Annotated in this window: 22 protein-coding genes and 2 pseudogenes; 13 read left to right on the forward strand and 11 right to left on the reverse strand. The window is 69.0% G+C overall.

All coding sequences use genetic code 11. The features are described from left to right. Positions 1-17: 17 nt before the first annotated feature. Both ACIA8E_RS11670 and ACIA8E_RS11675 read right to left on the reverse strand, forming a co-directional pair. Positions 18-461: a hypothetical protein gene (locus ACIA8E_RS11670; RefSeq protein WP_399296938.1), complete on the reverse strand. Its 444-nt coding sequence runs from the start codon at positions 459-461 to the stop codon at positions 18-20. Continuing rightward, positions 455-913 (reverse strand): ATP-binding protein, encoded by a 459-nt coding sequence (locus ACIA8E_RS11675; protein WP_399296940.1) that lies wholly within the window; start codon positions 911-913, stop codon positions 455-457. Before ACIA8E_RS11675 ends, ACIA8E_RS11670 begins: the two co-directional genes overlap by 7 nt. A gap of 206 nt (positions 914-1,119) precedes the next feature. Between ACIA8E_RS11675 and ACIA8E_RS11680 the strand changes: the two genes are divergently transcribed. From ACIA8E_RS11680 to ACIA8E_RS11700, 5 genes and pseudogenes are all read left to right on the forward strand, one after another. Next, the gene (locus tag ACIA8E_RS11680; RefSeq protein WP_399296942.1) at positions 1,120-1,980 is read left to right on the forward strand and encodes a helix-turn-helix domain-containing protein; all 861 of its coding nucleotides are present in this window, start codon (positions 1,120-1,122) and stop codon (positions 1,978-1,980) included. 2 nt (positions 1,981-1,982) lie between these two features. Continuing rightward, the gene (locus tag ACIA8E_RS11685) at positions 1,983-2,225 is read left to right on the forward strand and encodes a DUF397 domain-containing protein (protein ID WP_030930006.1); all 243 of its coding nucleotides are present in this window, start codon (positions 1,983-1,985) and stop codon (positions 2,223-2,225) included. 90 nt (positions 2,226-2,315) lie between these two features. Further along, the gene (locus ACIA8E_RS11690; protein WP_399296944.1) at positions 2,316-3,125 is read left to right on the forward strand and encodes an SAM-dependent methyltransferase; all 810 of its coding nucleotides are present in this window, start codon (positions 2,316-2,318) and stop codon (positions 3,123-3,125) included. Positions 3,126-3,168: 43 nt separating this feature from the next. After that, positions 3,169-3,333 (forward strand): annotated as a pseudogene (locus tag ACIA8E_RS11695) (AraC family transcriptional regulator); the annotation flags it as partial. Between the two features lie 70 nt (positions 3,334-3,403). After that, complete coding sequence (locus tag ACIA8E_RS11700; protein ID WP_356001866.1) at positions 3,404-3,859, forward strand: YchJ family metal-binding protein; 456 nt, start codon at positions 3,404-3,406, stop codon at positions 3,857-3,859. 107 nt (positions 3,860-3,966) lie between these two features. Here the strand turns inward: ACIA8E_RS11700 and ACIA8E_RS11705 are convergent, their stop codons facing one another. The 4 genes and pseudogenes from ACIA8E_RS11705 to ACIA8E_RS11720 all read right to left on the reverse strand — a co-directional run. Beyond that, positions 3,967-6,054: an MDR family MFS transporter gene (locus tag ACIA8E_RS11705; protein WP_399296946.1), complete on the reverse strand. Its 2,088-nt coding sequence runs from the start codon at positions 6,052-6,054 to the stop codon at positions 3,967-3,969. Positions 6,055-6,109: 55 nt separating this feature from the next. Continuing rightward, positions 6,110-6,949: a hypothetical protein gene (locus tag ACIA8E_RS11710; RefSeq protein WP_399296948.1), complete on the reverse strand. Its 840-nt coding sequence runs from the start codon at positions 6,947-6,949 to the stop codon at positions 6,110-6,112. 182 nt (positions 6,950-7,131) lie between these two features. Next, complete coding sequence (locus ACIA8E_RS11715) at positions 7,132-7,395, reverse strand: hypothetical protein (protein WP_399296950.1); 264 nt, start codon at positions 7,393-7,395, stop codon at positions 7,132-7,134. Between the two features lie 220 nt (positions 7,396-7,615). After that, positions 7,616-7,935, reverse strand: a pseudogene (locus tag ACIA8E_RS11720) (helix-turn-helix domain-containing protein); the annotation flags it as partial. A gap of 531 nt (positions 7,936-8,466) precedes the next feature. Here ACIA8E_RS11720 and ACIA8E_RS11725 point away from each other — a divergent pair. Further along, positions 8,467-9,297 carry a PP2C family protein-serine/threonine phosphatase gene (locus tag ACIA8E_RS11725; protein ID WP_399296952.1) on the forward strand — a complete coding sequence of 277 codons (831 nt, stop codon included), beginning with the start codon at positions 8,467-8,469 and terminating at the stop codon, positions 9,295-9,297. Positions 9,298-9,389: 92 nt separating this feature from the next. Further along, positions 9,390-10,415, forward strand: coding sequence for an MASE1 domain-containing protein (locus ACIA8E_RS11730; protein WP_399296953.1), 1,026 nt, complete (start codon positions 9,390-9,392; stop codon positions 10,413-10,415). A 40-nt stretch (positions 10,416-10,455) separates the two neighbouring features. Here the strand turns inward: ACIA8E_RS11730 and ACIA8E_RS11735 are convergent, their stop codons facing one another. Beyond that, positions 10,456-11,517 (reverse strand): ATP-dependent DNA ligase, encoded by a 1,062-nt coding sequence (locus tag ACIA8E_RS11735; protein WP_399296955.1) that lies wholly within the window; start codon positions 11,515-11,517, stop codon positions 10,456-10,458. A gap of 96 nt (positions 11,518-11,613) precedes the next feature. Here ACIA8E_RS11735 and ligD point away from each other — a divergent pair, with 96 nt between their 5' ends. Beyond that, positions 11,614-12,624: a non-homologous end-joining DNA ligase gene (ligD, locus tag ACIA8E_RS11740; protein WP_399297580.1), complete on the forward strand. Its 1,011-nt coding sequence runs from the start codon at positions 11,614-11,616 to the stop codon at positions 12,622-12,624. After that, positions 12,621-13,700 carry an ABC transporter permease gene (locus ACIA8E_RS11745; protein WP_399296957.1) on the forward strand — a complete coding sequence of 360 codons (1,080 nt, stop codon included), beginning with the start codon at positions 12,621-12,623 and terminating at the stop codon, positions 13,698-13,700. Before ligD ends, ACIA8E_RS11745 begins: the two co-directional genes overlap by 4 nt. 15 nt (positions 13,701-13,715) lie before the next feature. Here ACIA8E_RS11745 and ACIA8E_RS11750 read toward each other — a convergent pair whose 3' ends face one another. Together ACIA8E_RS11750 and ACIA8E_RS11755 are read right to left on the reverse strand one after the other, a co-directional pair. Next, positions 13,716-15,872 (reverse strand): OmpL47-type beta-barrel domain-containing protein, encoded by a 2,157-nt coding sequence (locus tag ACIA8E_RS11750; RefSeq protein ID WP_399296959.1) that lies wholly within the window; start codon positions 15,870-15,872, stop codon positions 13,716-13,718. Between the two features lie 74 nt (positions 15,873-15,946). Beyond that, entirely contained in the window at positions 15,947-18,439 is a 2,493-nt protein-coding gene (locus tag ACIA8E_RS11755) for a ThuA domain-containing protein (protein WP_399296961.1), read from the reverse strand. Between the two features lie 237 nt (positions 18,440-18,676). On the opposite strand from ACIA8E_RS11755, the gene ACIA8E_RS11760 reads away from it, so the two are divergent. Next, a complete protein-coding gene (locus tag ACIA8E_RS11760; protein ID WP_399296963.1) occupies positions 18,677-19,684 on the forward strand; it encodes a multicopper oxidase domain-containing protein in 1,008 nt (335 codons plus the stop codon). A 3-nt stretch (positions 19,685-19,687) separates the two neighbouring features. Here ACIA8E_RS11760 and ACIA8E_RS11765 read toward each other — a convergent pair whose 3' ends face one another. Further along, positions 19,688-21,880 (reverse strand): DEAD/DEAH box helicase, encoded by a 2,193-nt coding sequence (locus ACIA8E_RS11765; protein ID WP_399296965.1) that lies wholly within the window; start codon positions 21,878-21,880, stop codon positions 19,688-19,690. A 226-nt stretch (positions 21,881-22,106) separates the two neighbouring features. Then, positions 22,107-22,775 (reverse strand): hypothetical protein, encoded by a 669-nt coding sequence (locus tag ACIA8E_RS11770; RefSeq protein ID WP_399297582.1) that lies wholly within the window; start codon positions 22,773-22,775, stop codon positions 22,107-22,109. A 572-nt stretch (positions 22,776-23,347) separates the two neighbouring features. On the opposite strand from ACIA8E_RS11770, the gene ACIA8E_RS11775 reads away from it, so the two are divergent. The 3 genes from ACIA8E_RS11775 to ACIA8E_RS11785 all read left to right on the forward strand — a co-directional run bounded on the left by ACIA8E_RS11775 (position 23,348) and on the right by ACIA8E_RS11785 (position 26,164). Next, positions 23,348-24,148, forward strand: a complete 801-nt coding sequence (locus ACIA8E_RS11775; RefSeq protein ID WP_399296967.1) for a VOC family protein — start codon at positions 23,348-23,350, stop codon at positions 24,146-24,148. Between the two features lie 73 nt (positions 24,149-24,221). Next, complete coding sequence (locus ACIA8E_RS11780) at positions 24,222-24,476, forward strand: WhiB family transcriptional regulator (RefSeq protein WP_399296969.1); 255 nt, start codon at positions 24,222-24,224, stop codon at positions 24,474-24,476. A 68-nt stretch (positions 24,477-24,544) separates the two neighbouring features. Further along, positions 24,545-26,164: a GMC family oxidoreductase gene (locus ACIA8E_RS11785; RefSeq protein ID WP_399296971.1), complete on the forward strand. Its 1,620-nt coding sequence runs from the start codon at positions 24,545-24,547 to the stop codon at positions 26,162-26,164.

The raw sequence follows: 26,164 nt of genomic DNA on the forward strand, positions 1-26,164 counted from the left end.
AGTGAAGGCAATGGAGGTCAGCCGGCGGACACCGCTCGGGGGCCGTCGGCCACTGCCCAGGACGGTGTCACCCCAGTGACCTGGCACACCATCAAGAACAGCGGAATGGGCGGGGTGTAGGGCGTACGGCTGTCGGGTGCGTGGATCAGCCGCGGCCGCACCGCGGGGACATACGCACCCCTGGCGTACGCGACCTGCGCCGGCCAGTCCAGTTCGAGATCCGATCCCGCCGGGACGATCCACCACCAGCGGTCGGCGTCCGCGAAGACGCAACCGGTGCGTGGCAGATGCGACAACAACCGGAATCCGTATGCGGCCGGGACCCCCACCGCGTCGCAGCCCAGACTTGCCGAGAGCGCGGGCGGTACCGGCAGGTGTACCCCGCTGTCGCCCACGCCGGGCGGCTGGGGCTCACGGGAGCGGCGGGTTCCGAGCAACTGGGACATTGCGTTCCTCAACATGACTGCTCCGTGCCGTGCGGCAGTTCTGCCCAGACGATGCGGCCCGAGCCGTCCCCGCTGTCGCGGGACCCCCAGGCGCTGCTCATCGCGTCGACGAGCAGCAGGCCGCGTCCGTGTTCGTCATCGGCGGTGCGGCGCAGCTTCGGGCCACCGGGCTGGTGTCCTTGATCCTGTACGGCTATACGCAGCCGTCTTTCGAGGCAGTGCAGCTCGCACACGACGCGAGCGCTCGCGGTGTGCACCACCGCATTGGTGACCAGCTCCGAGACGACCAGGACCGCCGCTTCGTGTGCATCCGCGTCCAGCCGCCACTCGTCCAGCCGGGCCCGCGTCAGCCGTCGTGCACCTGCCACCGATTCCGGGTGGGCGGGCAGTGCGAAGCAGTACCGGAGCGCTTCCGTCCCGGGCGCGAGGTCGACGTGCCGGGGGATGAGCGCACTGCCAGGTGCCACGACCGATTCCTCACAGTGGGGGGATGCGCCACGCTTCGCATCTCGGGGGGAGAGAGCGGGCATGACTAAGTGAAGTGGTTCACCCACCAACTCTCCCCCTGTCGCGAACACTTGGCAAGGGGCACTCTGAAATTTTCAGAGTGACCGTGTCTTTGAAGGCATACGCATGGCACACTGCTCGCAAACAGCGCATCGGGAGGTCTGAAGTGAGCGAACCGCGGTCCGCCCCGACCGTGGGTCAGGTCGTTCTCGGCAAGCGCCTGCAGGACCTGCGGGAGCGTGTCGGCCTGAGCCGTGACCAGGCTGCCAAGGTGCTGCGGGTCGCTCCTGCGACGATTCGCAGGATGGAGACGGCAGAGGTCGCTCTCAAGATCCCCTATGTGCAACTGCTTCTGAAGGCCTACGGGATCACCGACGGTGAGGCCGACTCCTTCGTCGAGCTCGCCGAGGAGGCCAACAAGCCCGGCTGGTGGCAGCGGTTCCACGACGTCCTGCCCGACTGGTTCAGCATGTACGTCAGCCTGGAGGGTGCCGCGAGCCTCCTGCGCATGTATGAACCGCACTTCGTCCCCGGACTCCTGCAGACCGAGGACTACGCACGTTCGGTGATGCGCACCGGCGCCGTCGGCCAGACCCGGCCCGAGGACATCGAGGGCCATGTGGCGCTGCGGATGGAGCGGCAGGCGCTGCTGACACGCCCGGACGCCCCGAAGCTGTGGGTGGTGATGGACGAGACGGTCCTGCGCCGTCCCGTCGGCAGCGCCGAAGCCATGCGTGAGCAGACCGACCGGCTGCTCCACGCGACCGAAATGCCCAATGTGACGTTGCAGATCGCGGAGTTCGCGACCGGCCACCACCCCGGCACCTACGGCCCGTTCGTCCTCTTCCGCTTCGCCGTCCCCGAACTGCCCGACATGGTGTACAGCGAGTACCTGACCGGCGCCGTCTACTTCGACGCGCGCCCCGAGGTGGCCTCCTACCTCGAAGTCATGGACCGCATGGCGGCTCAGGCCGCAACTGCACAACGCACGAAGGAAATCCTCCGGGACTTCCGCAAGGAGCTGTGATGATCGACCCCATATACAACGGCATGCCGGCCGCCGAACTCGGCTCCGAAGGCTGGTACAAGCCGTGGAGCGGCGGCAACGGGGGCAACTGCGTCGAGGCCATGAGGCTGGCCGACGGCAGAGTCGCTGTACGCCAGTCCGCGGATCCCGACGGCCCCGCCCTTATCTACACCCCCCGTGAGATCGCCGCATTCATCCAGGGTGCCAAGGCCGGTCAGGCGGACTTCCTCCTGACCGGAACCTGACGCGCAGGTACCGGACCCTGAAGGGCCGGCGCCTGTTCCTCGCCTCACGTCAGCCTCTGTTCGCCGATCCACGGACCTAAGGAGCGCGCAATGACCGGGCACGACCCGCAGCCCATCGAGATCGACACCAGCAAGCCGCATCCCGCCCGGATGTACGACTGGTTCCTCGGCGGCAAGGACAACTACCCGGTCGACGAACAGATGGCCCAGCAGCTCCTGGCCCTCGACTCACGGGGCCGTGACATGGCCCGGGTCAACCGCGCGTTCATGCACCGCGCCACCGGCTGGCTCGCCGAGCGGGGTGTACGCCAGTTCCTCGACGTCGGCACCGGCATCCCGACCGAGCCCAACCTTCACCAGATCGCCCAGCAGACCGCCCCGGATGCGCGCATCGTCTACTGCGACAACGACCCGATCGTCCTCGCACACGCGGCGGCCCTGTTGCGCTCCACCCCCGAAGGCGCCACCGAGTACATCCAGGCAGACGCCCGCCGGCCGGAGGCCATCCTCGAGAACGCGGGCAAGGTCCTCGACTTCAGCCGCCCCATCGCGTTGTCCCTGCTGGCCCTGCTGCACTTCCTCGACGACGAGGACGGTGCGGCCGAACTCGTCGACCGGCTGGTGGCGCAGCTCCCCTCGGGCAGCTATCTGGTGCTCTCGCACACCACCGGGGACTTCAACCCCGAGGGTGCGGCCCAGGCCTCCGCCATGTACAAGGCCCGTGGGATGACGCTGCGTCCGCGCTCGCATGCCGAACTCAGCGCGTTCTTCGACGGGCTGGAGCTCGTCGAGCCGGGCGTCACCCTCTCTGCGGACTGGCACCCGGAGCTCGGTGAGGTCGTCGACGTGCCGGGCGACGAGCCGATCCCGGGATACGCGGGCGTGGCCCGCAAGCCCTGACCCCGAGCCCGCACGATTCACTTCGGCGCGGTAGACCGATTGGCGGATCACCTTCGCCTGCCGGCTGATGGAGCGCGGCGAGGAACGTCTCGACGTGGTCGCCCGCGCCGGCGGACTCGGTACGGCGACGAACCTGCGGGCCCAGCTACGCCGCCGCACGGGGCTCACCCCCACCGAGTACCGCCGCCGCTTCGCCGGGACATGGTGACGCACGGTCCGGCACGGCAGCGTCTGCCCTGGCGCACCTGCCCGGTCCCGTCGCAGGTCACAATGGGGCCATGTCCCGACGCAGCTCACGCCCCCGGCAGACCTCCGCCGCGAGCACCCGGATCGCCCCGGCCACCGCGATCACTCCGGCCTCGCCGTGCCCCTGCGGTCTTTCCGCCACGTACGCCGACTGCTGCGGACGGCTGCACGCCGGGGCCGCCGCGCCGACCTGTGAGGCGCTGATGCGTTCGCGGTACGCCGCGTTCGTCGTCCAGGACGCGGCGTACCTGCTCCGGACCTGGCACCCGGACACCCGGCCGCCCGTCATCGACTTCGATCCCGCAATGCGCTGGGTGCGCCTGGAGATCCTGGCGACGACGGACGGCAGCGCCTTCCACACCACGGGCACGGTCACCTTCCGCGCCCACTACACGGACAACGGCCGGCCGGACTCGCTCCACGAACAGAGCCGATTCGTCCGGCACGAAGGCGCCTGGGTCTACTCGACAGCGGTCTTCGCCGACTGATCACTCCGAGGTCCGCCGAGTGGCGTCACGCCGAGAGTGCTCACCGCGACCCTGCGGGCGGTGGAGCGCGACGGACTCGGTTGGAGGAGGAGATGGTGACGCCGGCGTCAGGCCGGGGCGGGCACCCGTGATGCACCGGCCGTGTCCGCCGGGGACAGCTCCTGCGTCAGGTCCTCCGCCAGCAGCCTTTTGGCGATGACATGGACAGCGGCCCGCAGCTGCTTGTCGTCGGGTCGGGGGCCGTCTTGGTCCACCTGTTCATTGAGCCAGGCGCCCCAGGCACGGGAGATCGTCGCCGCCTCCCGCCGGCCCGCCTCGGTGTGCGTGAAGAGATGACCGTCCCCGCTGAGATACCCCTCCTCGATCATCCGGTCGAAGACCGGCACCAGCACCTCGGGTGGAATCCGGTGCCGGGTCGCGATAAGGCCGAGCCCCGCATGGCCGACCATCCGGGTGAACAGCTCGACCTGCATCACCGCCCAGGCGCCCGCCATGTCGAGCCGGGTGTCCGAGGCGGCGACGATCCGTCGGGCCGTGTCCGGGCCCATACCCCGAAGGATCTTCGCCACCGAGTACTCGAGCAGCTTCGCCGAGTCCCCGTCGCTCGGAGAGGCGAAACCTTCGCCCATGTCGGTCGAGGCGACCCGTGCGGTGTCCCGCAGTTTCACCTCTTTCAGGAAGAGGGCCACGACGAACCCGAGCATCGCGACCGGCACCGTCCACAGGAACACGGTGTGGAGCGTGTCCGCGTATGCCTGGACCAGCGGCGCGGACTGCACGGGCGGCAGGCTGTGCAGCCCCTGCGGACTCTGCGCCGCCTTCACCACGACCGCGGGGTCGGCGCCCGCCCGCGCCGCAGCCGTGACTCCCTGGGTCAGGTTCGGGCCCAGCGCGTTGGCGTAGATCGTGCCGAAGACCGCGGTGCCGAAGGAGCTGCCGAGCGTACGGAAGAACGTCACGCCCGATGTCGCCGTGCCCAGGTCCGCGTAGTCGACCGTGTTCTGCACCGCGATCGTCAGCACCTGCATGGACAGCCCGATTCCGACACCGAGCACCAGCATGTACAGCGACTCCAGCCAGACCCCGCTGTCCGGACCCATCCGGGACAGCAGGTACAGCCCGACCGCCATGATCAGCGAACCGATGATGGGGAAGATCCGGTACTTGCCGGTCTTGCTGACCACATTGCCGCTGAAGATCGAGGCTGCGAGCAGACCGATCACGAGCGGCAGCGTCCGCACGCCCGACAGGGTCGCCGAGTTCCCGTCCACGAACTGCAGGTACGTCGGCAGGAAGATCATCGCGCCGAGCATCGCGAAGCCCACGATGAAGCTGAGGACCGAGCAGACGGTGAAGACCGGGTTCCGGAACAGCCGCATCGGCAGCATCGGTTCCTTCGCCCGGAACTCCACGAGGCAGAAGAGTGCCAGCGCGACGACACCACCCACGAAGAGACCGATGATGGCGGGCGACCCCCAGGCGTACTGGTTGCCGCCCCAGCTCGTGGCCAGGATCAGGGCGCTCGCACCGATCGTGACCATGGTGATGCCCAGATAGTCGATGACCGGCCGCCCGGCCGCCTTGACCGCCGGGATCGTCCGGGCGGCGGCTACCACCACCACGATCGCGATCGGCACATTGACGTAGAACGCCCAGCGCCACGAGAGATGGTCGGTGAACAGGCCGCCGAGCAGGGGCCCGACCACCGTGGCCACGCCGAAGACCGCGCCGATCGCGCCCTGGTACTTGCCGCGTTCACGCAGCGGGATCACATCGGCGATCAGCGCCATCGAGGTGACCATCAGCCCGCCCGCGCCGATGCCCTGCAGCCCTCGCCAGATGATCAGCATCGACATATTGGTCGCGAGACCGCACAGGAACGAGCCGGTGATGAAGATGATCGCCGAGACCTGGAAGACGATCTTCCGGCCGAAGAGGTCACCGAACTTGCCGACCAGGACCGTCGCCACCGTCTCGGCGAGCAGATACGCGGTGACCACCCAGGACATATGGGCGGCGCCGCCCAGATCCGAGACGATCGTGGGCAGGGCCGTGCCCACGATCGTCTGGTCCAGGGCGGCCAGCAGAATCCCCAGCACGATCGTGATGAAGACGATGTTCCGGCGACGCGGGTCGAGCACGGGCGGCGCGGCGGCACTCTGCGCGGCGGGGGCGGTCTCGCTGGCAGTGGTCACGCTTGCACCCTCACATCGGCCCCTGTCTCCCGCATGTGGGGGACGGCCGGACGGGTCAGCGGATCAGCTCGCGTACCGACGTCTTCATCCGGGCCACGAACGCCTCCCGCACCGGCTCCGTCACCCGGTCGAGCGAGAGGTACGGATTGAGGTCCTCCAGCTCGACGAGGAGCAACTCGCCGTCGGCCGTCCGGCAGGCGTCGATCCGCTGGATGCCGTGTGCGAGAGCGTTCCACTCCACGAACCGCCGGGCGAACTCCAGATCCGCCGCCGTCGGCCCGTACGGCTCCAGCACCCAGCGCCTGTCGGTGTGCGGTGCGTACAGCGCGTACTGGAAATCCCGGTCGATGAAGTAGAAGGACACCTCGTAGCTGAAGTCGATCTTCGGCTGGACGAGTACGGCGCCGTCCGGCTCGGCGGCCACCTCGGCGGCGAGCAGCTCCGGTGCGACGAACCGCAGCCCGACCGAGTCCGCACCCAGCTTCGGCTTGATCACATACTCTGCGGCCTCGGGCAGCAGCCCCAGATCGGCTGCCCGGTCCACGGTCGCGATCACCGGATACTTCGCGGCGCTCAGGTCGACCAGATACTGCTTGCCTGCCATGTCACCGCGGCCGGTCAGCGGGTTGTACACCGGCACGTTCCGCTCGCGTGCGCGGGCGCAGAACGCGTCGTGCGCCTCCTGGTAGTGCAGCACCGGACCGCTGTTGCGTACGACGACGACGTCGAAGCCGTCCAGGAGTGCGGCCGCGTCCCGCGGATGGCAGAGCGCTACGTCGAACTCCTCGCGAAGCCGCGAGGTCAGAAGGATGTCCTCGTCGCAGTAGCGCCGGCCGCGCGCCTCGTAGGCAAGATCGGTGACGAAGAGGACGGACGGGCGCGGACCGGCGGGCATGGCGTTTCCCAGGGGGTGTGTGCGAACAGCGGTTCGGTGGCATTACTGCCCGACATTCTCTCCTGGTCCACTTCACCCTGGTCACCGCGGTCCGATCGGCGGCCGTCAGGCCGGCCGATGCGGGTGCGGATGTTCTCCGTGGTCCCGTGGATCATGTGCTGCCGATGTCGTCGGCGCTGCAGTCACCAGGGGCTGCCGGGACGCACCGGCAGCCGGGGGTGGTGGGCGGCGAGCACCTTGTTGGCCCGGGCCAGCTCGGACAGGGCCTGCTCGCGATCGGCCTGGTCCTCGATGCCGAGCCGGGGACCGCGGAACCTGCGGACCTCGCGGGCGGCGCACTCGGCGGCGAACTCCGCCTGCACGATGTGCGGCGGGATGCAGGACCCGATCAGTGCGGCGACCCGGTCCGGGATAGGGACGGGGACGAGGAGGTGCGGGGCGGTCATGGGGGGTTTCCCTCTCGGATGGTTGACCAGGAGGTGATGCGGCGCGGCCGCCGGATGGGCGGTCGACTCCTCCTTATGTAACGGGACGCAGTTCCGGTTTTCTCGTTGAGAACGTCTCCGTCTGGCAACCGTTCGGGAGTGACCGGCTATTTTCCCTTACCCGTAAGTAAGTTGACTCCACGTGAGGTACGTGCTCGGGTCGTGATCCGCGCCGCGTCGCTCAGTGCGGCGCGTCGCTGCTGCGGGCGCGCAACTGCATCGCACGCGGCACGGCCTCGGTCGAGAACCGCGACTCGGCGTCGACGAGTTGTTCGCCGAAGTTTGTCTCCAGATTACGCATCCGGTAGCGGACCGTCTGCGGGTGTACGTCGAGCAGTTCGCCCATCTGGTCCGCGGTGCCGCGGGTGTCGAGCCAGATCCGCAGCGTCTCGATCAGGCGCTCGCGGCGGTTGGTGCTGATCTTGTCGATCGGGGCGAGTTCGCGCCCGTCGAGGAGGGCCGGGCGGAGAGGAGCCGGAGAGTGATCGGATGGTCCTCGCAGCAGTAGCGCGTACTCCGGGTGCACGCGAGTGACCTCCAGCCCGATCTCCTTGATCGGACTGGGCAGTTCGGGCCGCACGATCGCGGCGAACTCCTGCGGCAGTGGTCCGAGTGGTTCTCCGATGTCCGAGGGTTGTGCGACGCCCGGCATACCTGTACCCCTTGCTCTCCTGTGCCCGATGTGGGTGGGTCATGGGAGGAGCGCGCTCCCACGTGCGGTCAGGTGCGTACCGACTTGGGTTGTTGAAGATAGTCCAAGCCGGAGCCCGTGCACACAGGCGTGACAGGACGAGATGCACGGGGCACGTATTACGCTGCCGGGGCCGGTCCGCCCCAGCCCCGCGTCGGCCCGGGCTCCGGTGGCCGGAGCCGGCCCGCAAGCGGGTTCGGCACGGGGGCCTGCCCCGCTCGTCCTTCCGTGGCGTCCGAGCGAAGAGGACGAACCGGTCTCGGCAACATGTCGTCCGGCCCTCCGCTACGAAGAGAACTAAGGTGGTATGCGGATCACGCTGGAACGCCCCCGGAGGGGCCATGCGCCACCACCGCACCACTCACGTCGACAGCGCCCAGGAAGCCCTGCTCACCCTCGGACGTCTAGTAGATCAGGCGCTGGAGCGGATCAGGATCCAGCGGGCCCGCGTGGAACTGGCCGAGGCGCTGCAGCGCCATCTGCTCCCGCCTCAGCTGCCTCAACTGCCCCATATAGCCATCGCGGCCCGTTACACCCCCTCGCGCGACGGTCTCGATGTCGGGGGTGACTGGTACGACGCCTTTCCGATGACGAACGGTTCGGTCGGGGTCACGATCGGTGACGTGCAGGGGCACGACGTCGAGGCCATCGCCTTCATGGGGCAGGCCCGCACCAGCCTGAGGGCCCTCGCCGGTGCGACGACCGATCCGGGCGAGATATTGAGCCGCACCAACGACCTGCTCATCTCGATGAGCTGCGGCCTCTTCGCGACGTGTTGCTTCCTCACCTTCGACCCGGGCAGCGGCGCGCTCGCCATCTCCCGGGCAGGGCACATCCCGATGGTCTGGGCCACCGCCACCGGCTGGTCCGACATCATTCTCGACAGCGGGGGCCCGCCTCTCGGAATTCTCCCCGGTGAGACCTATCCGGTGACGCGACGACGGCTGACGGAGCCGGGATCGTTGGTCCTGGTCACCGACGGGGTCGTGGAAGGGCCGTCCTGCCCGATCGAGAAAGGGCTCGACGAAGTGGTCCAGCTGGTGAGCGGTGGTTACGACGGAGATCCCGACCAACTGGCCGGCGACGTGATCAAGGTGGCCGATCTGACGGGGCACCGCGACGATGCCGCAGTTCTCGTCGTCCGCTACGCCGGCATTCCTTCCGCGGGGTAGCCCTGTGCGGTCGTCGCACATGTTCCGCGTTGCGACGATGGAGATGTCTTCCGGCGCGTCCTGGCCGGTAGGGCCCTTCCGGGTGGTGTGTGATGACTGGCGTGGTGACCAATCAGGAGCTCCGGCGCAGGGGCGCCGAGACTCTGCTGGCCCTCGGTGTCGCCGCCGTCTACTACGGGGCTGCCTGGCTGGGCCTTCTCGAACAGTTGGTGCGCGGGCAGGTCACGCCGCTCTGGCCACCCACGGGTATCGCCGTGGCCGGTCTGCTCGTCTTCGGACTACGGGTCTGGCCGGGTATCGCGCTCGGCGCCTTTCTGGCCAATGTCGCCATCGGGCCGACACCTCTCACCCTTCTGGCAATCGTGGTGGGAAATACGCTCGCACCCGTCGGCTCCTACCTGCTGTTGCGGCGTGCGGGGTTCCACAACGACCTGGATCGGCTGCGCGACGCGCTGGCGCTGGTCTTCCTGGGTGCGCTGGGCGGGATGCTCATCAGTGCGACCGTGGGCAGCAGCGGACTGGTGCTTTCCGGTGCGCTGCCGGCCGGCGATTTCTGGCCCACCTGGTCGGTGTGGTGGACAGGCGATGCGATGGGCGTGCTGGTCGTCGCACCGTTTCTGCTCGTCCTTCGCAAGGCGCGGTGGCCACGAGGTGTGGCACCGAGGCGGTGGGCCGAGGCAGCGACCCTGTTGCTCGGCACCCTTGCGGTCACGCTCCTGGCAACGGCAGGCACCAGCGCCTCCCTGCTCTTCCTCGTCTTCCCGTTCCTTGTCTGGGCCGCGTTCCGCTTCGAACTCGCCGGTGCCGCGTCGTGCGCGCTGGGCGTCTCCACGCTGGCCATTCTGGCCGCCGGCCACGGGGTCGGCCCGTTCGCCCATAAGGATCTCTTCACCAACATGGTCACGCTCCAGGCCTTCAACGGGGCCACGGCACTCACCGCGCTGCTGCTCGCGGCGGTCATCACCGAGCGGAACCGCACCCACGGGGAGATCAAGCGGCTCTGTGCGCGGCTCACGGACATGGTGGCGGCCATGCCGGACCATCCGGTGACCGATCAATGGCAGACGTCCGACGACCCTGAGGACCCCGGCGGCCGGACCGGCGACGGTCAGCCCTGAGGGCCGTCCCGACCCCCGCGCCACACCGTCGCGCTCGACGTCAGTGGGCTGACAACACCTCGGCCAGGTCGTATCCCACCACCTCCTCCAACTGCGCATACGTGCAGCCGGCGGGGGTGCGGTCCGGCCGCCACCGGCGGAACTGGGCAGTGTGCCGGAACCGGTCGCCCTCCATGTGGTCGTACGCCACCTCGCACACCCGCTCCGGACGCAGCGCCACCCATGACTGGTCCTTCTTCGCGGACCACCGGCTCGGCGCACCGGGCAGCCGGGCGCTCTCGTGCGCGGTGGCGTCCGCCCAGGCCGCCCACGGATGGTCGGCGAAGTCGGTCCGCAGCGGCTCCAGCTCCGCCACCAGCTCCTCGCGGCGCTTCATCGGGAAGGCGGCGCACACCCCGACGTGCTGCAGGACGCCCCCGGAGTCGTACAGGCCGAGCAGCAGCGAGCCGACGATCGGGCCGCTCTTGTGGAAGCGGTAGCCCGCCACCACGCAGTCGGCGGTCCGCTCGTGCTTGATCTTGTACATGACGCGGACGTCGGGGCGGTACGGCAGATCGAGCGGCTTGGCGACGACACCGTCGAGCCCGGCCCCCTCGTACCGCTCGAACCACTCCTGGGCGACGGCCGGGTCGGTGGTCGCGGGGGCGAGATGGACGGGGGCCGAGGCACCGGACAGCGCCGCCTCCAGCACCGCGCGTCGGTCCACCTGCGGGGTACTCAGCAGGGAGTCGTCGCCCAGCGCGAGGATGTCGAAGGCGACCAGGCAGGCCGGGGTCTGTTCGGCCAGCAGCCGTACCCGTGAATCGGCCGGATGGATACGCTCGCTGAGCCGGTCGAAGTCCAGCCGGCCGTCGTACGCGACGACGATCTCCCCGTCCATCACACAGCGCGGCGGCAGATTCTCCCGAACCGCCGTGACCAGCTCGGGGAAGTAGCGGGTGAGCGGCTTGCCGGTGCGGCTGCCGATCACCACCTCGTCGCCGTCGCGGTGCACGATCGCCCGGAAGCCGTCCCATTTGGCCTCGTACTGCATCCCGGGCGGGATCCTGGACACGGACTTGGCGAGCATCGGCTTCACGGGCGGCATCACCGGCAGATCCATGGAGCGATTCTTACCCGGATACCTCGATGAGGCTCCCGATATGCGGCATATGTGAGCCCGGCCTAGCGTGGCCCCATGGGCGCAGCGGGAACAGCGGTGGAGCTGGATGCGGACGGGCGGGCGGTGCGGCTGTCCAGCCCGGACAAGGTGTACTTCCCGGAGAAGGGCTACACGAAGAGGGACGTCGCCGAGTACTTCCTCTCCGTGGGCGCCGGGATCACCCGCGCCCTGCGTGACAGACCGACCACCCTCCAGCGCTTCGTGGACGGCGTCGACGGCGACTTCTTCTACCAGAAACGCGCCCCGAAGAACCTCCCCGACTGGATCCCCACCGCCCGGATCGCCTTCCCCAGCGGCCGTCCGGCCGACGAGATCTGCCCCACCGAACTCGCGGCCGTCCTGTGGGCGGCCAACCTCGGCACGCTCACCTTCCACCCCTGGCCGGTACGGAGCGCCGACACCGACCACCCCGACGAGCTGCGCATCGACCTCGACCCGCAGCCCGGCACGGACTACGCCGACGCGGTCACCGCCGCCCATGAGCTGCGGGCCGTCCTCGACGACCACGGGCTGCGCGGCTGGCCCAAGACCTCCGGCGGCCGCGGCATCCATGTCTTCGTACCGATCGAACCCCGCTGGACGTTCACCGAGGTCCGCCGCGCCGCCATCGCGGCCGGACGGGAACTGGAACGCCGGATGCCGGACCGGGTGACCACCGCCTGGTGGAAGGAGGAGCGCGGCGAACGCATCTTCGTCGACTTCAACCAGACCGCCCGCGACCGGACGATCGCCTCCGCCTACTCCGTACGGCCCCACCCGCACGCCCCGGTCTCCGCACCCCTGCGGTGGGACGAGATCGACGACGCCGAGCCGCGCGACTTCGACATCAGGACGATGCCGAAGCGGTACACGGAGGTGGGCGATGTGCACGCGGACATGGACGACCACGCCTTCCGGCTCGACGGTCTGCTGGAACTGGCGGACCGAGACGAGCTGGAACGCGGGCTGGGCGACATGCCGTATCCGCCGGAGTACCCGAAGATGCCCGGCGAACCCAAACGGGTCCAGCCGAGCCGCGCCCGGCACGACGAGGACGGGGTTGCATGAGCGCGCCCGACCTGGAGCCCGTCACACCGCACGGCGACCATGCCCGCCCCCCGGCGCGCGGTGACCGATGGGCGGCGTTCACGGCGTCCCCGTATCTGCCCGCCGTCGTGCTCCTGTTCATCATCGCGGCCGCCGCCGGTCTCTTCGCCGGCTCCTACACGTACGCGATGGCCAACCCGACCCCGCGCAACATCCCGGCCGCCGTGGTCGGCGACCTCGACACCGTGCGCGACAAGGTCTTCCTCGACCGGCTGGAGGCCGCGCTCGACACCTCGCTGGTGCTCCGTGAGTACGGCACCCAAGCCGAAGCACGCACCGCACTGGAGCAGCAGAAGGTCTTCGGCATCCTGCGGTCCGAGAACGGCGGGGTCGGTCTGGACGTCGCGAGCGCGTCCGGAGCCTCGGTCGCCCAACTGCTCGCCGAGTCCACGCTGAAGGTGGGGGAAGCAACCCATGTGCCGGTGAAGGTCAAGGACGTGAAGCCGCTGCAGCGGGGTGACCCGCGTGGCCTCGCCCTCTTCTACATCTCGCTCGCCGCGGTGATCATCGGATTCGTCGGTGCCATCCAGCTGAATGTGCACGCCAAGGCGCTGGCCCCCCTGGACCGGATCGGATTCACCGTCGCCTACTCCCTGCTCGGCGGGTTCGCGATCGCCGCCGTGGTGGACTGGCTGCTCAGCTCCGTCAAGCTGCCGTTCCTCCAGTCGTGGATGATCCTCTCCCTCACCATGTTCACCACCGGCATGGTCTTCACCATGTTCAACGCCCTGATGGGGCGCTGGGCGATGATTCCCACCTGGGGACTGATGGTGCTGCTCGGCAACCCGTCCTCCGGCGGTGCGGTGTCCTGGCCGCTGCTGCCGTCGGTGCTCGGCTTCATCGGCCGCTGGCTCCCCCCGGGCGCCTCGGTCAACGCCCAGCACGCCGCCGTCTACTACCAGGGTCACCAGCGGGTCTTCCCGTACCTGGTGCTCGCCGGATGGGCGCTGGTCTCCTGCACCGTGTTCCTGCTGTGGCGCCACCGGTACCCGGAAGGCCGCGACCACATGCCTCAGCATGCGGCCGCGGCCACCTGACCTCTCCCTGAGCGGTTAGAGCTCCTTGATCCGGATGTCGCGGTACGAGATCACGTCCGAGGTGCTGTGGACCTGGAGTCCGATGTAGCCGGACGAGTAACGCCGACCGTCGGTGCCCGGGTCGTCGCCCCGTGGCGGTTCGAAGACCTGTCCGCCGTTGTTGTCGAACTCGTTCAGCAGGACACCGTTTCGGTAGATCGAGTAGTGCTGGTCGACCACCCGGATCTCGTAGTCGTTCCAGGTGCCCTTGGGTGTGACCCCGGCGCCGGCCAGGCCGATCCGGTCGAATCCGTAGAGCGAACCCGTCTTGTACATGTCGCCGTCCGGCTTGTCGAGAATCTGCACCTCATGGCCGTATTTGATGGCGACCCACTCCGGGCGGGACTCCTCCGGGTTGTCGTGGACGTTCGGGAAGCGGACGAAGACACCTCCGTTGGCGTTGCCCGTGCCGGGGGCGTCATCGCGCCACTGGAGCTTGAGCGAGAAGTCGCCGTACTGCCGTCCCGGGAACCAGAGCATCCCCATGCCGTCCACGGTCGTGGAGCTGGTGATCGAGCCGTCCGCGTTGAGCCCGAACCTGCCACCGCCGACCTGCTGCCACTTGGCGAACGACGCCGCGGTGCCGTCGAAGAGCTTCTTGTAGCCCTCGTCCTGGCCCGGCTTGCCGATGCCCGACTGCTTGGCCGCCCGGTAGATCTTCTTGTGCTCGCGGGCGTCGATCACCCCGGCGGCGAGCAGCTTGTCGAGGACCTTGTCGACGTGCTTGAGGAACAGCGCGTGCGACGACCAGTCCTTCTCGTCCTCGATCAGCTCGTTGATCGTGCAGCGGTTGCCGGTGATGCGGTTGGGAACGCCCGTGTCGACCGTGCCGACGATGACGGTCAGCCGCTCGTCGAACTCCGGGCAGTTCGGTGCGGGCACGCCCCCGCTCTGCGCGATGGTGAACGACACCTGCTTCGCCTCGGAGGTGTTGCCCGCCTTGTCCGTCGCCCGGTGGGCGACGGTGTGGTGGCCGACGCGGTCGACGATGACCGTGGCCGTGTACGCGAGGTACGGGCCGCCGTCGAGCGAGTACTCGATCCTGTCCACACCCGACCCGGCGTCGGTCGCCGTCACCGTCACCTTGGCGCTGGTGACGTAGGCGTTGTCCGAATTCTTGTCGCCCTCGACCTTCGCCGTCGTCTCCGGCGGGGTCGTGTCCTGCGTCGGCGGCGCGACGACGGTGAAGTCGACGGACTTTTCGGCGGCCGTGTTGCCCGCCTTGTCGGTGGCCCGGTAGCGGACGGTGTGCGTCCCCACCTCGTGGACCATCACCGGTGCGGTGTACGGCTGCCAGGCGCCGTCGGCCCCGACCGCGTATTCGACGGTGTTGACTCCGGACCCGGTGTCGGACGCGGTCACGGTGACGGTGGCCATACCCAGGTACGCACCCTGGGCGTCCTTCTCACCGGAGACGGTCGCCGAGGTCTCCGGCGCCGTACTGTCGTCGGTCGGCGGCGCGGCGACCGCGAAGTCGACGGACTTCTCGGCGGCCGCGTTGCCCGCCTTGTCGGTGGCGCGGTACCGGATGCTGTGTGTGCCGACCTCGTTCACCACCACGGGCGTGGTGTACGGCTGCCAGGCGCCGTCCGCCCCGACCGCGTACTCGACGGTGCCGACGCCCGAACTGTCGTCCGTGGCCGAGACGGTGACCGTCGCCTGACCGATGTACGCGCCGTCGGCGTTCTTGTCGCCGTCGACCTTGGCCGACGTCTCGGGTGCGGTGGTGTCCTCGCCGCCACCGCCGTCGGTCACAGTGAGAATGCCCTGCATCGCCTGATGCCCTGGCATGGTGCAGTGGTAGAAGTACCGGCCGGGCGTGAGCGTGACCTCGACGGTGTGTCTGCCGCCCTGGTCGTCACCCGGGTTGGCCAGGATGTTCAGCGGCACGTCGTTGTTGAACTCGGGGTCGGAGACGCTGAACGTCAGCGTGTGCGGCATGCTCGTCGTGTTGCCGGTCGCCGTGCTGTTCTCGAAGACGATGGTCGCCTTGCCGGCCACCGCGGTCGTGGGAGCCGACAGATAGTGGTCGATGGGATCGCCCGCGGTCCAGGTGAGGACCTGATCGGCCGCCGCGGCCTGCCGGCCGGCATCACGACCGTACGCGGCCGTCGACGTCAGCCCCAGAACCATCAGGAACGAACCCAGCAGAGCAAGCCACAATCGGGCGGGTCGGTACCGGGGTCGCGCGAAGAACGAACGGTGTCTCACTGCACTGCCGCCTTCCTGGCCAGATCAGAGGCGGCCGGGGTCGGCTCGCCGCCCTTGTACGTCACACGCCAGAGCGCGGACTTGGAGTCGGAGGTGAAGAAGCCGCGCCCGTAGTCCAGGACGTACAGCGAACCGTCCGGGGCGAACTTCCAGTCCATCAGGTTGCGGATGCCGTCCGCCCCGACCGGGATGATCTTCTTCAAGGACTCGGCGTGGGTGGGCAGACCGCCCTTGCCGACCGTCTTCGGGTCGGTGAGCACGGCATGCCGCGGCTGCGTGTCGTCGTAGAAGTCACCGACGAACCACTTGCCGTCCCAGTACGACGGCCACTTGTCGGCGCTGGTGCTCGCCGCGTCGTACCGGTACACCGGGCCGTTCATCGTCGCCTGGCCACCGCCCTTGAGCCACGGCAGCAACTGCTTCTGCTCCTCCACCTTGTAGCTCGGGATGCCGTTCGCGTCGCGCGGGTAGTCCACGCCACCGCCCTGCGGCGAGTACCAGATGGTGTTGGACGTGATCGGCGGCAGATTCACCAGACCGTCGTTGTTCGGCGACTCGTTCCTGGGATGGTCGCAGTCGTACCAGCCGAGCGGCTTGCCCGGGTCCGGCAGATTGCGGTCCCGGTACGGCTGCTTGTTGCCCATGCAGTACGGCCAGCCGTGGTTGCCCGCCTTGGTGATCGCGGCGAACGTGTCGTACTTCGCCGGACCCCACGTGGTGCTCGGCGCGCCCGCGTCGGGGCCGACCCAGCCCGCGTACAGGGTGTCGGTGGTCTTGTCGACGGAGATCCGGGCGGGATTGCGTACGCCCATCACATAGATCTCGCCGCGGGTCTTGCCGCCGCCCTCGTCCGGCTCCTTGCCGGTGAAGAGATTGCCCTCGGGCAGTGTGTACGTGCCGTCGTCCTCGGGGTGGATCCGCAGGATCTTCCCGTTGAGGTTGTTCGTGTTGCCCGCGGTGCGCCGGGCATCGGCGAACGAGACGCCCTTGTAGTTCGGCGCCGGGTTGTTGCCGGAGTAACCGTCGCTGAAACCTGAGGAGTTGTTGTCCCCGGCCGCTATGTACAGGTTGCCCTTGGAGTCCCAGGCCATCCCGCCGCCCGCGTGGCAGCAGCTGTGGATCTGGACGGGCCAGTGCAGCAGCACCTTCTCGGACGAGAGATCCAGCTTGTTCGTGGCAAGGTCCAGGGTGAACCGCGAGACCTGACGCACCGCCATCTGCTTGTCGCGGTCGATCTTCGAGTGGGGCGTGTAGTGCAGATACACCCAGCCGTTGGTCTCGAAGTCCGGGTCCAGCTCGATCCCGAGCAGGCCCTCCTCGACCTTGACCAGCTCGTCACCGCCGCCCTTGTTCCCGAAGACCGTCAGCTCTCCGGCGAGGGTGACCTTCTTGGTCTTCGGGTCGTAGACATGGATCTGGCCCAGGCCCTTGCCGATGTTCGGGTCGTTCCAGTCGGTGACCACCGGCTTGCTGCTGTCGGCGCCACCGCGCCCGATGTACAGCACCCGTCCGTCGGGCGCGACGACCAGTCCGTGCGGCTCGCCGATCTGGTCGTTCTGACCGGGCTGATTGGGCTGGGTGACCCGTTCCGCCTTGTAGTTGGAGGTGATCGTCGCCTTGCAGTCGGCCCGCGAGATCCGGGTCGTCCAGGCGAGTGCGCCCCGCAGATGGTCGCGGAAGTCCGTCTCCGCGAAGCTGTCGACCGTGCCGCCCATCGCGGTGTAGAAGGACCGGCCGCCGTCGTAGTCACGGCACCAGGACACCGGGTGGTCCCAGCCGTTGGCACTGGCCCCCGGCTTGTACGTGATCTCCCGGACACGGGCCACGGTGTGCACATCGCCGGACGGGTTCTTCGTCCAGTTCAGCCACCTGTCGGGGCGCTTCCACTCCAGCGGCAGGTTCTTCGTCGCCGGGTGCTGCCGGTCCCCGATCTCTACCGTGGCCCGCTGTACGGCGGTTGGGCTGTCGGCTGCCGGGCGGGCGCCGACCAGGCCGGTGAACCAGTCCGAGTACGGTTCGGTGCGTGCCGCGTCATGGATGCCGAGGAAGCCGCCGCCGGCCTCCATGTACGCCTCCAGACCCGACTCCTGCTCCGGGTCGAGGACGTCTCCGCCGCCGGTCAGGAAGACGACGGCGTTGTACTTGCCTAACTGTTTGCCGTTGGTGAAGACGGCCGGATCATCGGTCGCAACAGTCTTGAATCGCCCGGCCTCCGGGCCGGTGAGCCCGATCTTCTCGATCGCGGCGATACCGGCGTCGACGGTCGGGGACTCGTCGGTCGCCGAGGCGTGGAAGACCAGCACCTTGACGTTGGCGCCGCCGGGCGGAGACGGCAGGGACAACGTTGTCGCCATCGACTGCGTGTCCACCGGATGAGGTCTGGCATCGGCGGCGTTCTGGCCGAGTAATGAGACGGTCAGCGCCCCGGCCGCCACGGCCGCCGCGAGCCCGCGTCGTGATCTGGACCGGTGATGTGGTGTGCGCTGCATGTGGTCACCCACCCCTCTTTGGTCACTGCAACAGCATGGAGTCACTGCAACAGCCGATGAAGCTAGACCTCTTTTCGCGACTCGCCAATAGCTATGGCGGCAATGGCACGAACTTTGTCCTTAGTGTGGATAAACGAAGATCCCCGGGCTACCGTATGGCCCGTCCCGGGGGTCACGTGTGCCCCGCCGGTCTCTGGAAACCTCCGCAAATACCCTTATGACAGTGGGGAGTTCGACATGGATCGAAGGAGCTTCAATCGCCGGTTCCTGGTGGGCGGCGGGGTCGCGGCGGCGACCGGAGTGACATCGTTGTCCCTCGGAACGATCGAGGCCAGCTCGGCGGAGCCCCCGCCGAAAACCGCGCCGGCGGGCGGCGTGGTCCGCCATCTCAAGCTGTACGCGGAGAAGCTGGCGGACGGTCGGATGGGCTACGGATTCGAGAAGGGCAAGGCAACGGTCCCGGGGCCGCTCATCGAGATCAACGAGGGCGACACCCTGCACATCGAGTTCGAGAACACCATGGATGTGGCCGCCAGCCTCCACGCGCACGGAGTCGACTACGACATCGCGAGCGACGGCACCCGGATGAACAAGAGCATCGTCGAACCGGGCGGCACGCGCACGTACACCTGGCGCACCCACGCGCCGGGCCGCAGGAACGACGGGACCTGGCAGCCGGGCAGTGCGGGCTACTGGCACTACCACGACCATGTCGTCGGGACGGACCACGGCTCGGGCGGCATCCGTAAGGGGCTGTACGGTCCGGTGATCGTCCGGCGCAAGGGCGACATCCTGCCGGACAAGACGATCACCATCGTCTTCAACGACATGACGATCAACAACAAGCCGGCGACCGAGAGCCCCAACTTCGAGGCCACCGTGGGTGACCGGCTCGAAGTCGTCATGATCACGCACGGCGAGTACTACCACACGTTCCATGTCCACGGTCACCGCTGGGCCGACAACCGCACGGGCCTGCTCGCCGGCCCCGACGACCCCAGCCGGGTCATCGATACGAAGATCGTCGGCCCGGCGGACTCCTTCGGCTTCCAGGTCATCGCGGGCGAACACGTGGGCGCGGGCGCCTGGATGTACCACTGCCATGTGCAGAGCCACTCCGACATGGGCATGGCCGGGCTGCTGCTGGTCGCCAAGGCGGACGGCACGGTGCCGGGCTACGACCCGCACGACATGCATGAGATGCACGACATGAAGACCGACCCACCGAAGGCCGAGAAGTCCTGAGGGTCAGCCCCCGGTCGGGCCCGTCGCGAGGCGCAGCTGCTCCTCCTCGACGATGCGCCGGGCCAGGCTTCTCTCCGACACGTCCACGGCGTCCGGTGTCGTCTCGGCGACATCGCTGCGCCGTGCGTACGCGTCGAAGAGCCGCTCCTTGCGGGCCAGGATGTCCAGCATCCGCTGGTCGACACTGTCCGTCGCGAGCAGCCGGTGCACCTGGACCGTGCGTATCTGCCCCATCCGGTGGGCGCGGGCCACGGCCTGGTGCTCCATCGTCGGCTTGATCTGCGGCTCGCAGAGGATGACTACCGACGCGGCCTGCATGTTCAGTCCGACGCCCCCTGCCTGGATCTGGCTCAGCAGGACCGCATGGCCGTCCACCGCACTGAACTCGTCGATCAGCTCCTGCCGCCGGGCGGCCGGGACGTTCCCGGAGACCGGTCCGAACGCGCCCTCACCCAGGGCCTCCTGGACCGTGGCGAGCACCTCGCGGAAGTACGAGAACACGACGACCTTGAGTCCGTTGCCGGCGGCCTCCGTGACCAGCTCGCGCAGCCGGTTCAGCTTCGCCGAGGTCTCGGGGCGGGCGTACGCCGCCCGGCGCATCCGCATGAACTGCCCGGCGGCGACCGCCTCGCGATAGACGGCGAGATCGGCCTCGCTGAACTCCTCCCACTCGTCGACCTGCACCATCGCCGGGAGTTCGGTCAGCACGTCCTCCTGGTTGCGGCGCAGATAGGCGGGCGCGACGGCTCTGCGAAAGGCGTGCGAACCCGCGACACCATGGGTGGTGCTGATGGACGGGGCCAGTTCGGGCTGGAGATGGCGGACCAGGCTGCGGAACTCCTCGACGCGGTTCTCCATCGGCGTACCGGTCAGGAAGAGCACCCGTTCGGTGTGTCCTGCCCAGCCGGACACCGCGCGCGAGCGGCGGGTGGCCGGGTTCTTGACGTAGTGGGCCTCGTCGACGACCAGCATGCCGGGGCGCTTCCCGCCGTCCCGGGCGGCCGGCAGGGTGTGCAGAGCGTCGAACGTGGTGAGGGCGACCCCGCCCCGCTCGTGCCACTCGGCGAACGCCTCCTGCCGCTCGGGCCCGTGCACCGGCAGGACCCGCAGCGTGGAGCGGGCCCGGACCTCCCGCGCCCAGTTGATCAGCACGCTCGCCGGGCACACCACCAGGAAGTGCGTCTCGCCCCCCGCCGAGAGATGCGCGAGCGCGGCAATGGCCTGCACGGTCTTGCCGAGCCCCATCTCGTCGCCGAGAATCACCCGCTTCTGCGCGAGCGCGAAACGGGCGCCGAACGACTGGTAGCCGCGCAGCGAGACCCGCAGGTGCGCGTCGTCGAGCCGCACCCCACGCACCCGGTCCGCGATCCTGGAGGGGAGGAACCCCTCGGCGGCGTGCCGGTCGGGACCGGTGCCCGACACCTCGGCGAGCAGGCTGTAGTACTCGGCGGACCGCAGCTCGAAGTCGACCCAGGCGGCGACCTCCGACTCCGGGGCCCGCAGCAGATCGACCGACACCTGCCCGAACAGCAGCGGAAGTCCGCGCTCCGCCGCGTCCGCGACGACGGTCCGTACGGACGCGACGGCGGCGAGCGCCGCCGCGCGGGCCTGCCGGCCGGAGAACAGCATGCGCAGCCGCCCACGGGCCGGCCCGGCCTCCGCCAGCAGCGGCTCCAGCTGGCCGACGAGCCGTCGGGCCGCGTCCACCGCCCGCCGGACGTCCGGTCCGGCCTCGACCAGCCGGTGCAGGGCCGTGATCAGGGCGGTGGTGGACTTGTCCGGCGCTTCCACATCGATCCGGACGGCGACCGTGTCCCGGACGGCGTGGGCGATCTGCCCGGCGGCGGCAAGTACCTGGTCGGCGGTCTGCGCACCGACGCCGGGGATCTGACGGAGCTCGTACCGGTTGGCCTCGTGGACCTGGCCGACGGTGGTGTAACCGGCCTGCTCGACCGCGCCGATGCGCAACCGTCCCTCGGTGACGTCCTTGAGCCGGGAGACCGGGATGGCGGCCAGCTCGCGGCGGATCAGGGAGTCGAGGATCGGGGTGAGTTCGGCGTGTATGGCCTCGACGGCGCGGGTGTGATCGGACAGCACCGCACGCGCCGCGCCGAGCAACTGCTCGGCGTGCGCGAGCAACTCCCGGGCGGCCTTCCCCCTCGGAGCCCCGGTATCCGTCTCCCCGGCCTCTGTCATGTACGTTCCTCTGTCCGCGCAGCCCCGCTGCCGCCTCGCCCGACACCTGCCCGAGTGAGACATATCGTGCCACGGGCCGATGACAGGGACGGCCGGGCGGGGCTGGGAGGGGGCACCGGCAGGGGTGTGGTCGGGCGGCGTTCGGCTTGTACCGGAGAGGCAGAGGACGGCGGTGGCCCCGAGGCCTGTCGCGCAACGCCAGGACGGCGATGGCGCACGTCCTTTGTCAGAGTTCGAACGCGATGGTGACCTGCTCGGTCAGATCATCTTCGGTCATCGTGGTGTCGGCCTCGATGGTGCGCAGCTCGAGACGCTCCGTTTCGTCACAGAGGCGTTTCGTGAACATTCGGTCGCGTTCGGCCAGGTTGCGGTTGGCCTTGTCAGGATCACTGGTCCTCCAAGTGAAGCCTTCCCCCGGCGTTTCCCGCCTGCGGATCGCGGCCTGGCGGAACTCGGGCGTCGGAAGGAGCCAGACGGCGTGACCCGGGACGGCAAGCAGTGGGTTCACGAGGTGTGGGAGCAGCCGGAAGCCCTCGACGACGACACAAGGCTCCCGTGGAAGTCGAAGAAGATCTTCCACGATCAGACCGAAGCCCTCTCCTCGAAACCAATGGAATGTCTCCAGCATGGTTTCCGGCGACCGGTTCACCCAGCGCTCGTCCATGCTCATGGCGATGAACTTGTGAAGGAACGGAGCGTCTTCGGGGGTGGTCCGGCCGGCGTGATCACCCATCACATCGTCGGTCGCGTAGAGACGCCAACTGTGCCGATCCGCCAGTCGGCGAGCGATGGTCGACTTGCCTGCGCCGGTCCCGCCGCCGATCCAGTAGACGTGCCGCAGCTCCGCACGCAGCGCCGCGGCGTCGGCAGCCTGCTCATGCCGTCGAGGTCGCACCCGTCTCCTCTCGGCCGCGTCGGCGAAGGCGCGTGCAAGCGCCGCCTCGGCTGCTGTGACGTCCACCGTCCCCACTGTCACTCGTCCGCCGGCCGCTGTCCAGCGGTCACCGGTGCAGGCGGTGCGCGTGGTCCATCTCGCGCATACGGCTTCCGCCGACGTGGCCATGGCGCCCGGTCGTCTCTCAGGGCTGCCCGGTGAGCGGCTGCCCCCACCAAGCCGCCCGAACCGACCCGAAGACCGTGTACGACGCGGCCCTTACGCGCTGAGGTCGAACACCGACCAGTCCGTGTCGTCGCGCTCCCGCAGATGGATACGGGAGCCACGGCAGACCACCGCGTTCCGGTCCGGCATGCCGCCGGCCGGCGGGGTCAGCAGCGTCCTGCGCCCGTCCGGATCGACAGCCGTCTCGGTGATCCGGCCGTGTTCCAGCGTGCTGTTGCCGGTCAGGAAGACGACCCGATGGATTCCGGCGTTGCGCGGACCGCGGTTGTCAGTGCCCGGTGCAAGACTCGGAAGGTCAGGAGATGCCGCTGCAGTACAGGTACGGGACTCGCTGAAGGAGCCGCGCGATGCTCACCACCGATTTTGTCACCGGATCCCCCAACTGGCTCGATCTCGGCACGCCCGACCTCGATGGGGCCACCGCCTTCTACCGAGGTCTCTTCGGCTGGGAATTCGTGCCCGGCGGTCCCGAGACCGGCGGATACGGGATGTTCATGCTGGACGGGAAGTCGGTCGCGGGAGCGATGACTGTCCCGTCGGAGCAGGCGAAGTCGTCCTGGTCGGTCTACTTCCAGACACCTGACGTCGATGCCACCGCGAAGTCGGTCGAGCAGGCCCGTGGCGCGGTGTCCTTCCCGCCGATGGACATCCTCGACTTCGGCCGGATGGGCGGTTTCACCGACCGGGGCGGGGCGTACTTCGGGACCTGGCAGCCGAAGAAGGTCCCGGGCCTGGGCGCGGTGGGCGTTGCACGCACGCTCTGCTGGGCCGAGCTGTACACCCCGGATGTGCCCGCGGCCGCCGCGTTCTACCGCGCTGTCTTCGGGTGGGACACCGCCCAGACGCCGTTCCCCGGCGGCGGCGGGTCCTACACTGGGATCCGCACCGAGGGCGGCGGCGAAGAGGCGGGCTTCGGCGGGCTCGTACCCGTCAACGCCGTTGCGACCCAGGCCGTTCTGGGACCGCACTGGCTGCCGTACTTCGAAGTCGACGACTGCGACGCCGCGGTCGCGGACGTCGAGCGGCTGGGCGGCAAGCTGACGCTGGAACCCATGGACATGCACGGCGTGGGCAAGCTCGCCGATGTCGCCGATCCGTACGGGGCGCACTTCGCGGTGATCAAGAGTGCCGGGACACCGGGGAGCTGACCGGAGGCCGTGCGAGCCCCGCATTGATGCGTCGTTGATCAGTCGTTTATCGCGACCGGGCACTGTGTCCGGCATGCTGATCAACACCGTGACCGACCCCGCACTCGCCTGGCAGGAGACCGCGCTGTGCGCGCAAGCGGGACCCGAATTCTTCTTCCCTGCCCCCGGCAGCTCCACACGTGAGGCCAAGCGGTTGTGCAACGCCTGCGAGGGCCGGGAGGCCTGCCTGGAGTACGCCCTCGACAACGACGAGCGGTTCGGCGTCTGGGGCGGCCTCTCCGAGAAGGAGCGGGAACGACTGCGCAGAGTTGAGCGCAAGCAGGCCTGAGATTCCCTTGTTACATGCCACAATTCGGCCCTGCGCGTTCCTGAGCCAACAGTCCAGGGGGAGCCGAGTTGAGCGAGTACGACTACATCGTCGTCGGGGCGGGATCGGCCGGCTGTGTGCTGGCCGCGCGACTCTCCGAGGACCCCACGGTCCGGGTCGCGCTCGTCGAGTCGGGCGGGCGTGACCGAAAGCCGGAGATCCGGATTCCGGCCGCCTTCCCGAAGCTCTTCAAGACCGCGTACGACTGGGACTTCAGTACGGTGAAGCAACCGGCCCTCGGTGGCCGGGAGCTGTACTGGCCCCGGGGCCACACCCTCGGCGGATGCTCGTCGATCAACGCCATGATGTGGGTGCGCGGGCACCGCGACGACTACGACGCCTGGGCCGCGTCCGCCGGTGCGGACTGGTCCCACGACGTGCTCGTACGGTACTTCCGCCGAGCGGAGCAGTGGACCGGCCCGACCGGCGACGGCACGGTGTACGGCACCGAGGGGCCCCTCTTCATCTCGCCGCCCCGCGCCCCCAGCCCACTGACGGCCGCCTTCCTCGACGCCTGTTCGCTGGAAGGTCTGCCGTTCCTGCCCGAGCTGAACGCCCCCGACCACAGTGGCAGTGCCCTCACCCCGGTCAGCGTCCACCGGGGCCGCCGCTGGAGTGCCGCCGACGGCTACCTCAAGCCGGCCGGTCGCCGCGCCAATCTCGACATCCTCACCGGAACCCGCATCCGCAGCCTGGCCTTCGACGCCGACGACTCCACCCGCGTCACCGGCGTCGTCACCGAACGCGGCCACGGCGCGGCCGTGCTCACCGCACGCAGCGAGGTCATCCTCAGTGCCGGAGCCATCGGATCGCCGCAGCTGCTCCTTCGCTCCGGCATCGGCGACCCGGACCGGCTGCGCGAGTCCGGCATCGAGGTGCGGGCCGCATCCCCGGACGTGGGCCGCCACCTCCAGGACCATCTGTCCTTCGCCGTGACCGTGCACTGCCCGCAGCCGGTGACCATGACCGGAGCCGACAGTCTCGCCAATCTCGGCCGCTTCCTGCTGGCGCGCCGTGGGCCACTCACCTCGAACCTCGCCGAAGCGGTGGCGTTCATCCGCTCCACCCCGGAACTCACCGCCCCCGACCTGGAACTGATATTTGCCCCGGCTCCGTTCATCAACCACGGTCTGACCGCCCCGGCCGAACACGGCATCACCATCGGCGTGGTCCTGCTCCAGCCGGAGAGCGCCGGCTGTATCACCCTGGACCCGGACACCGGTGAGAAAGCCGACGGAGCCCGGGGCGTCCGCATCGACCCCGGCTATCTGACCGCCGAGTCGGACCTGCAGCGCATGATCGCCGGAGTCCGCCGCGCCGAGTCCCTGTTCGCCGCCGCGCCCCTGGCCGTGCACACCTCGGGTCCGATGGGGCCGTACCCCGGACCGGTCGACGACGCGCGTCTCGCCGAGGCGATCCGTACCGGCGCCGAGACGCTCTACCATCCGGTCGGCACCTGCAGGATGGGTGAGGACCCGGAGTCGGTGACCGACCCCCGGCTGCGGGTGCGCGGCGTGGCGGGGCTACGGGTGGTCGACGCCTCGGTGATGCCACGCATCACCCGCGGCCACACCCATGCGCCCACGGTGGCCATCGCCGAGCGGGCGGCCGAAATAATTCGTGAGGACGCACGGGTGACAGCTGGTTAG

The organism is Streptomyces sp. NPDC051664 (assembly GCF_044453545.1).
Classification (GTDB): Bacteria; Actinomycetota; Actinomycetes; order Streptomycetales; family Streptomycetaceae; genus Streptomyces.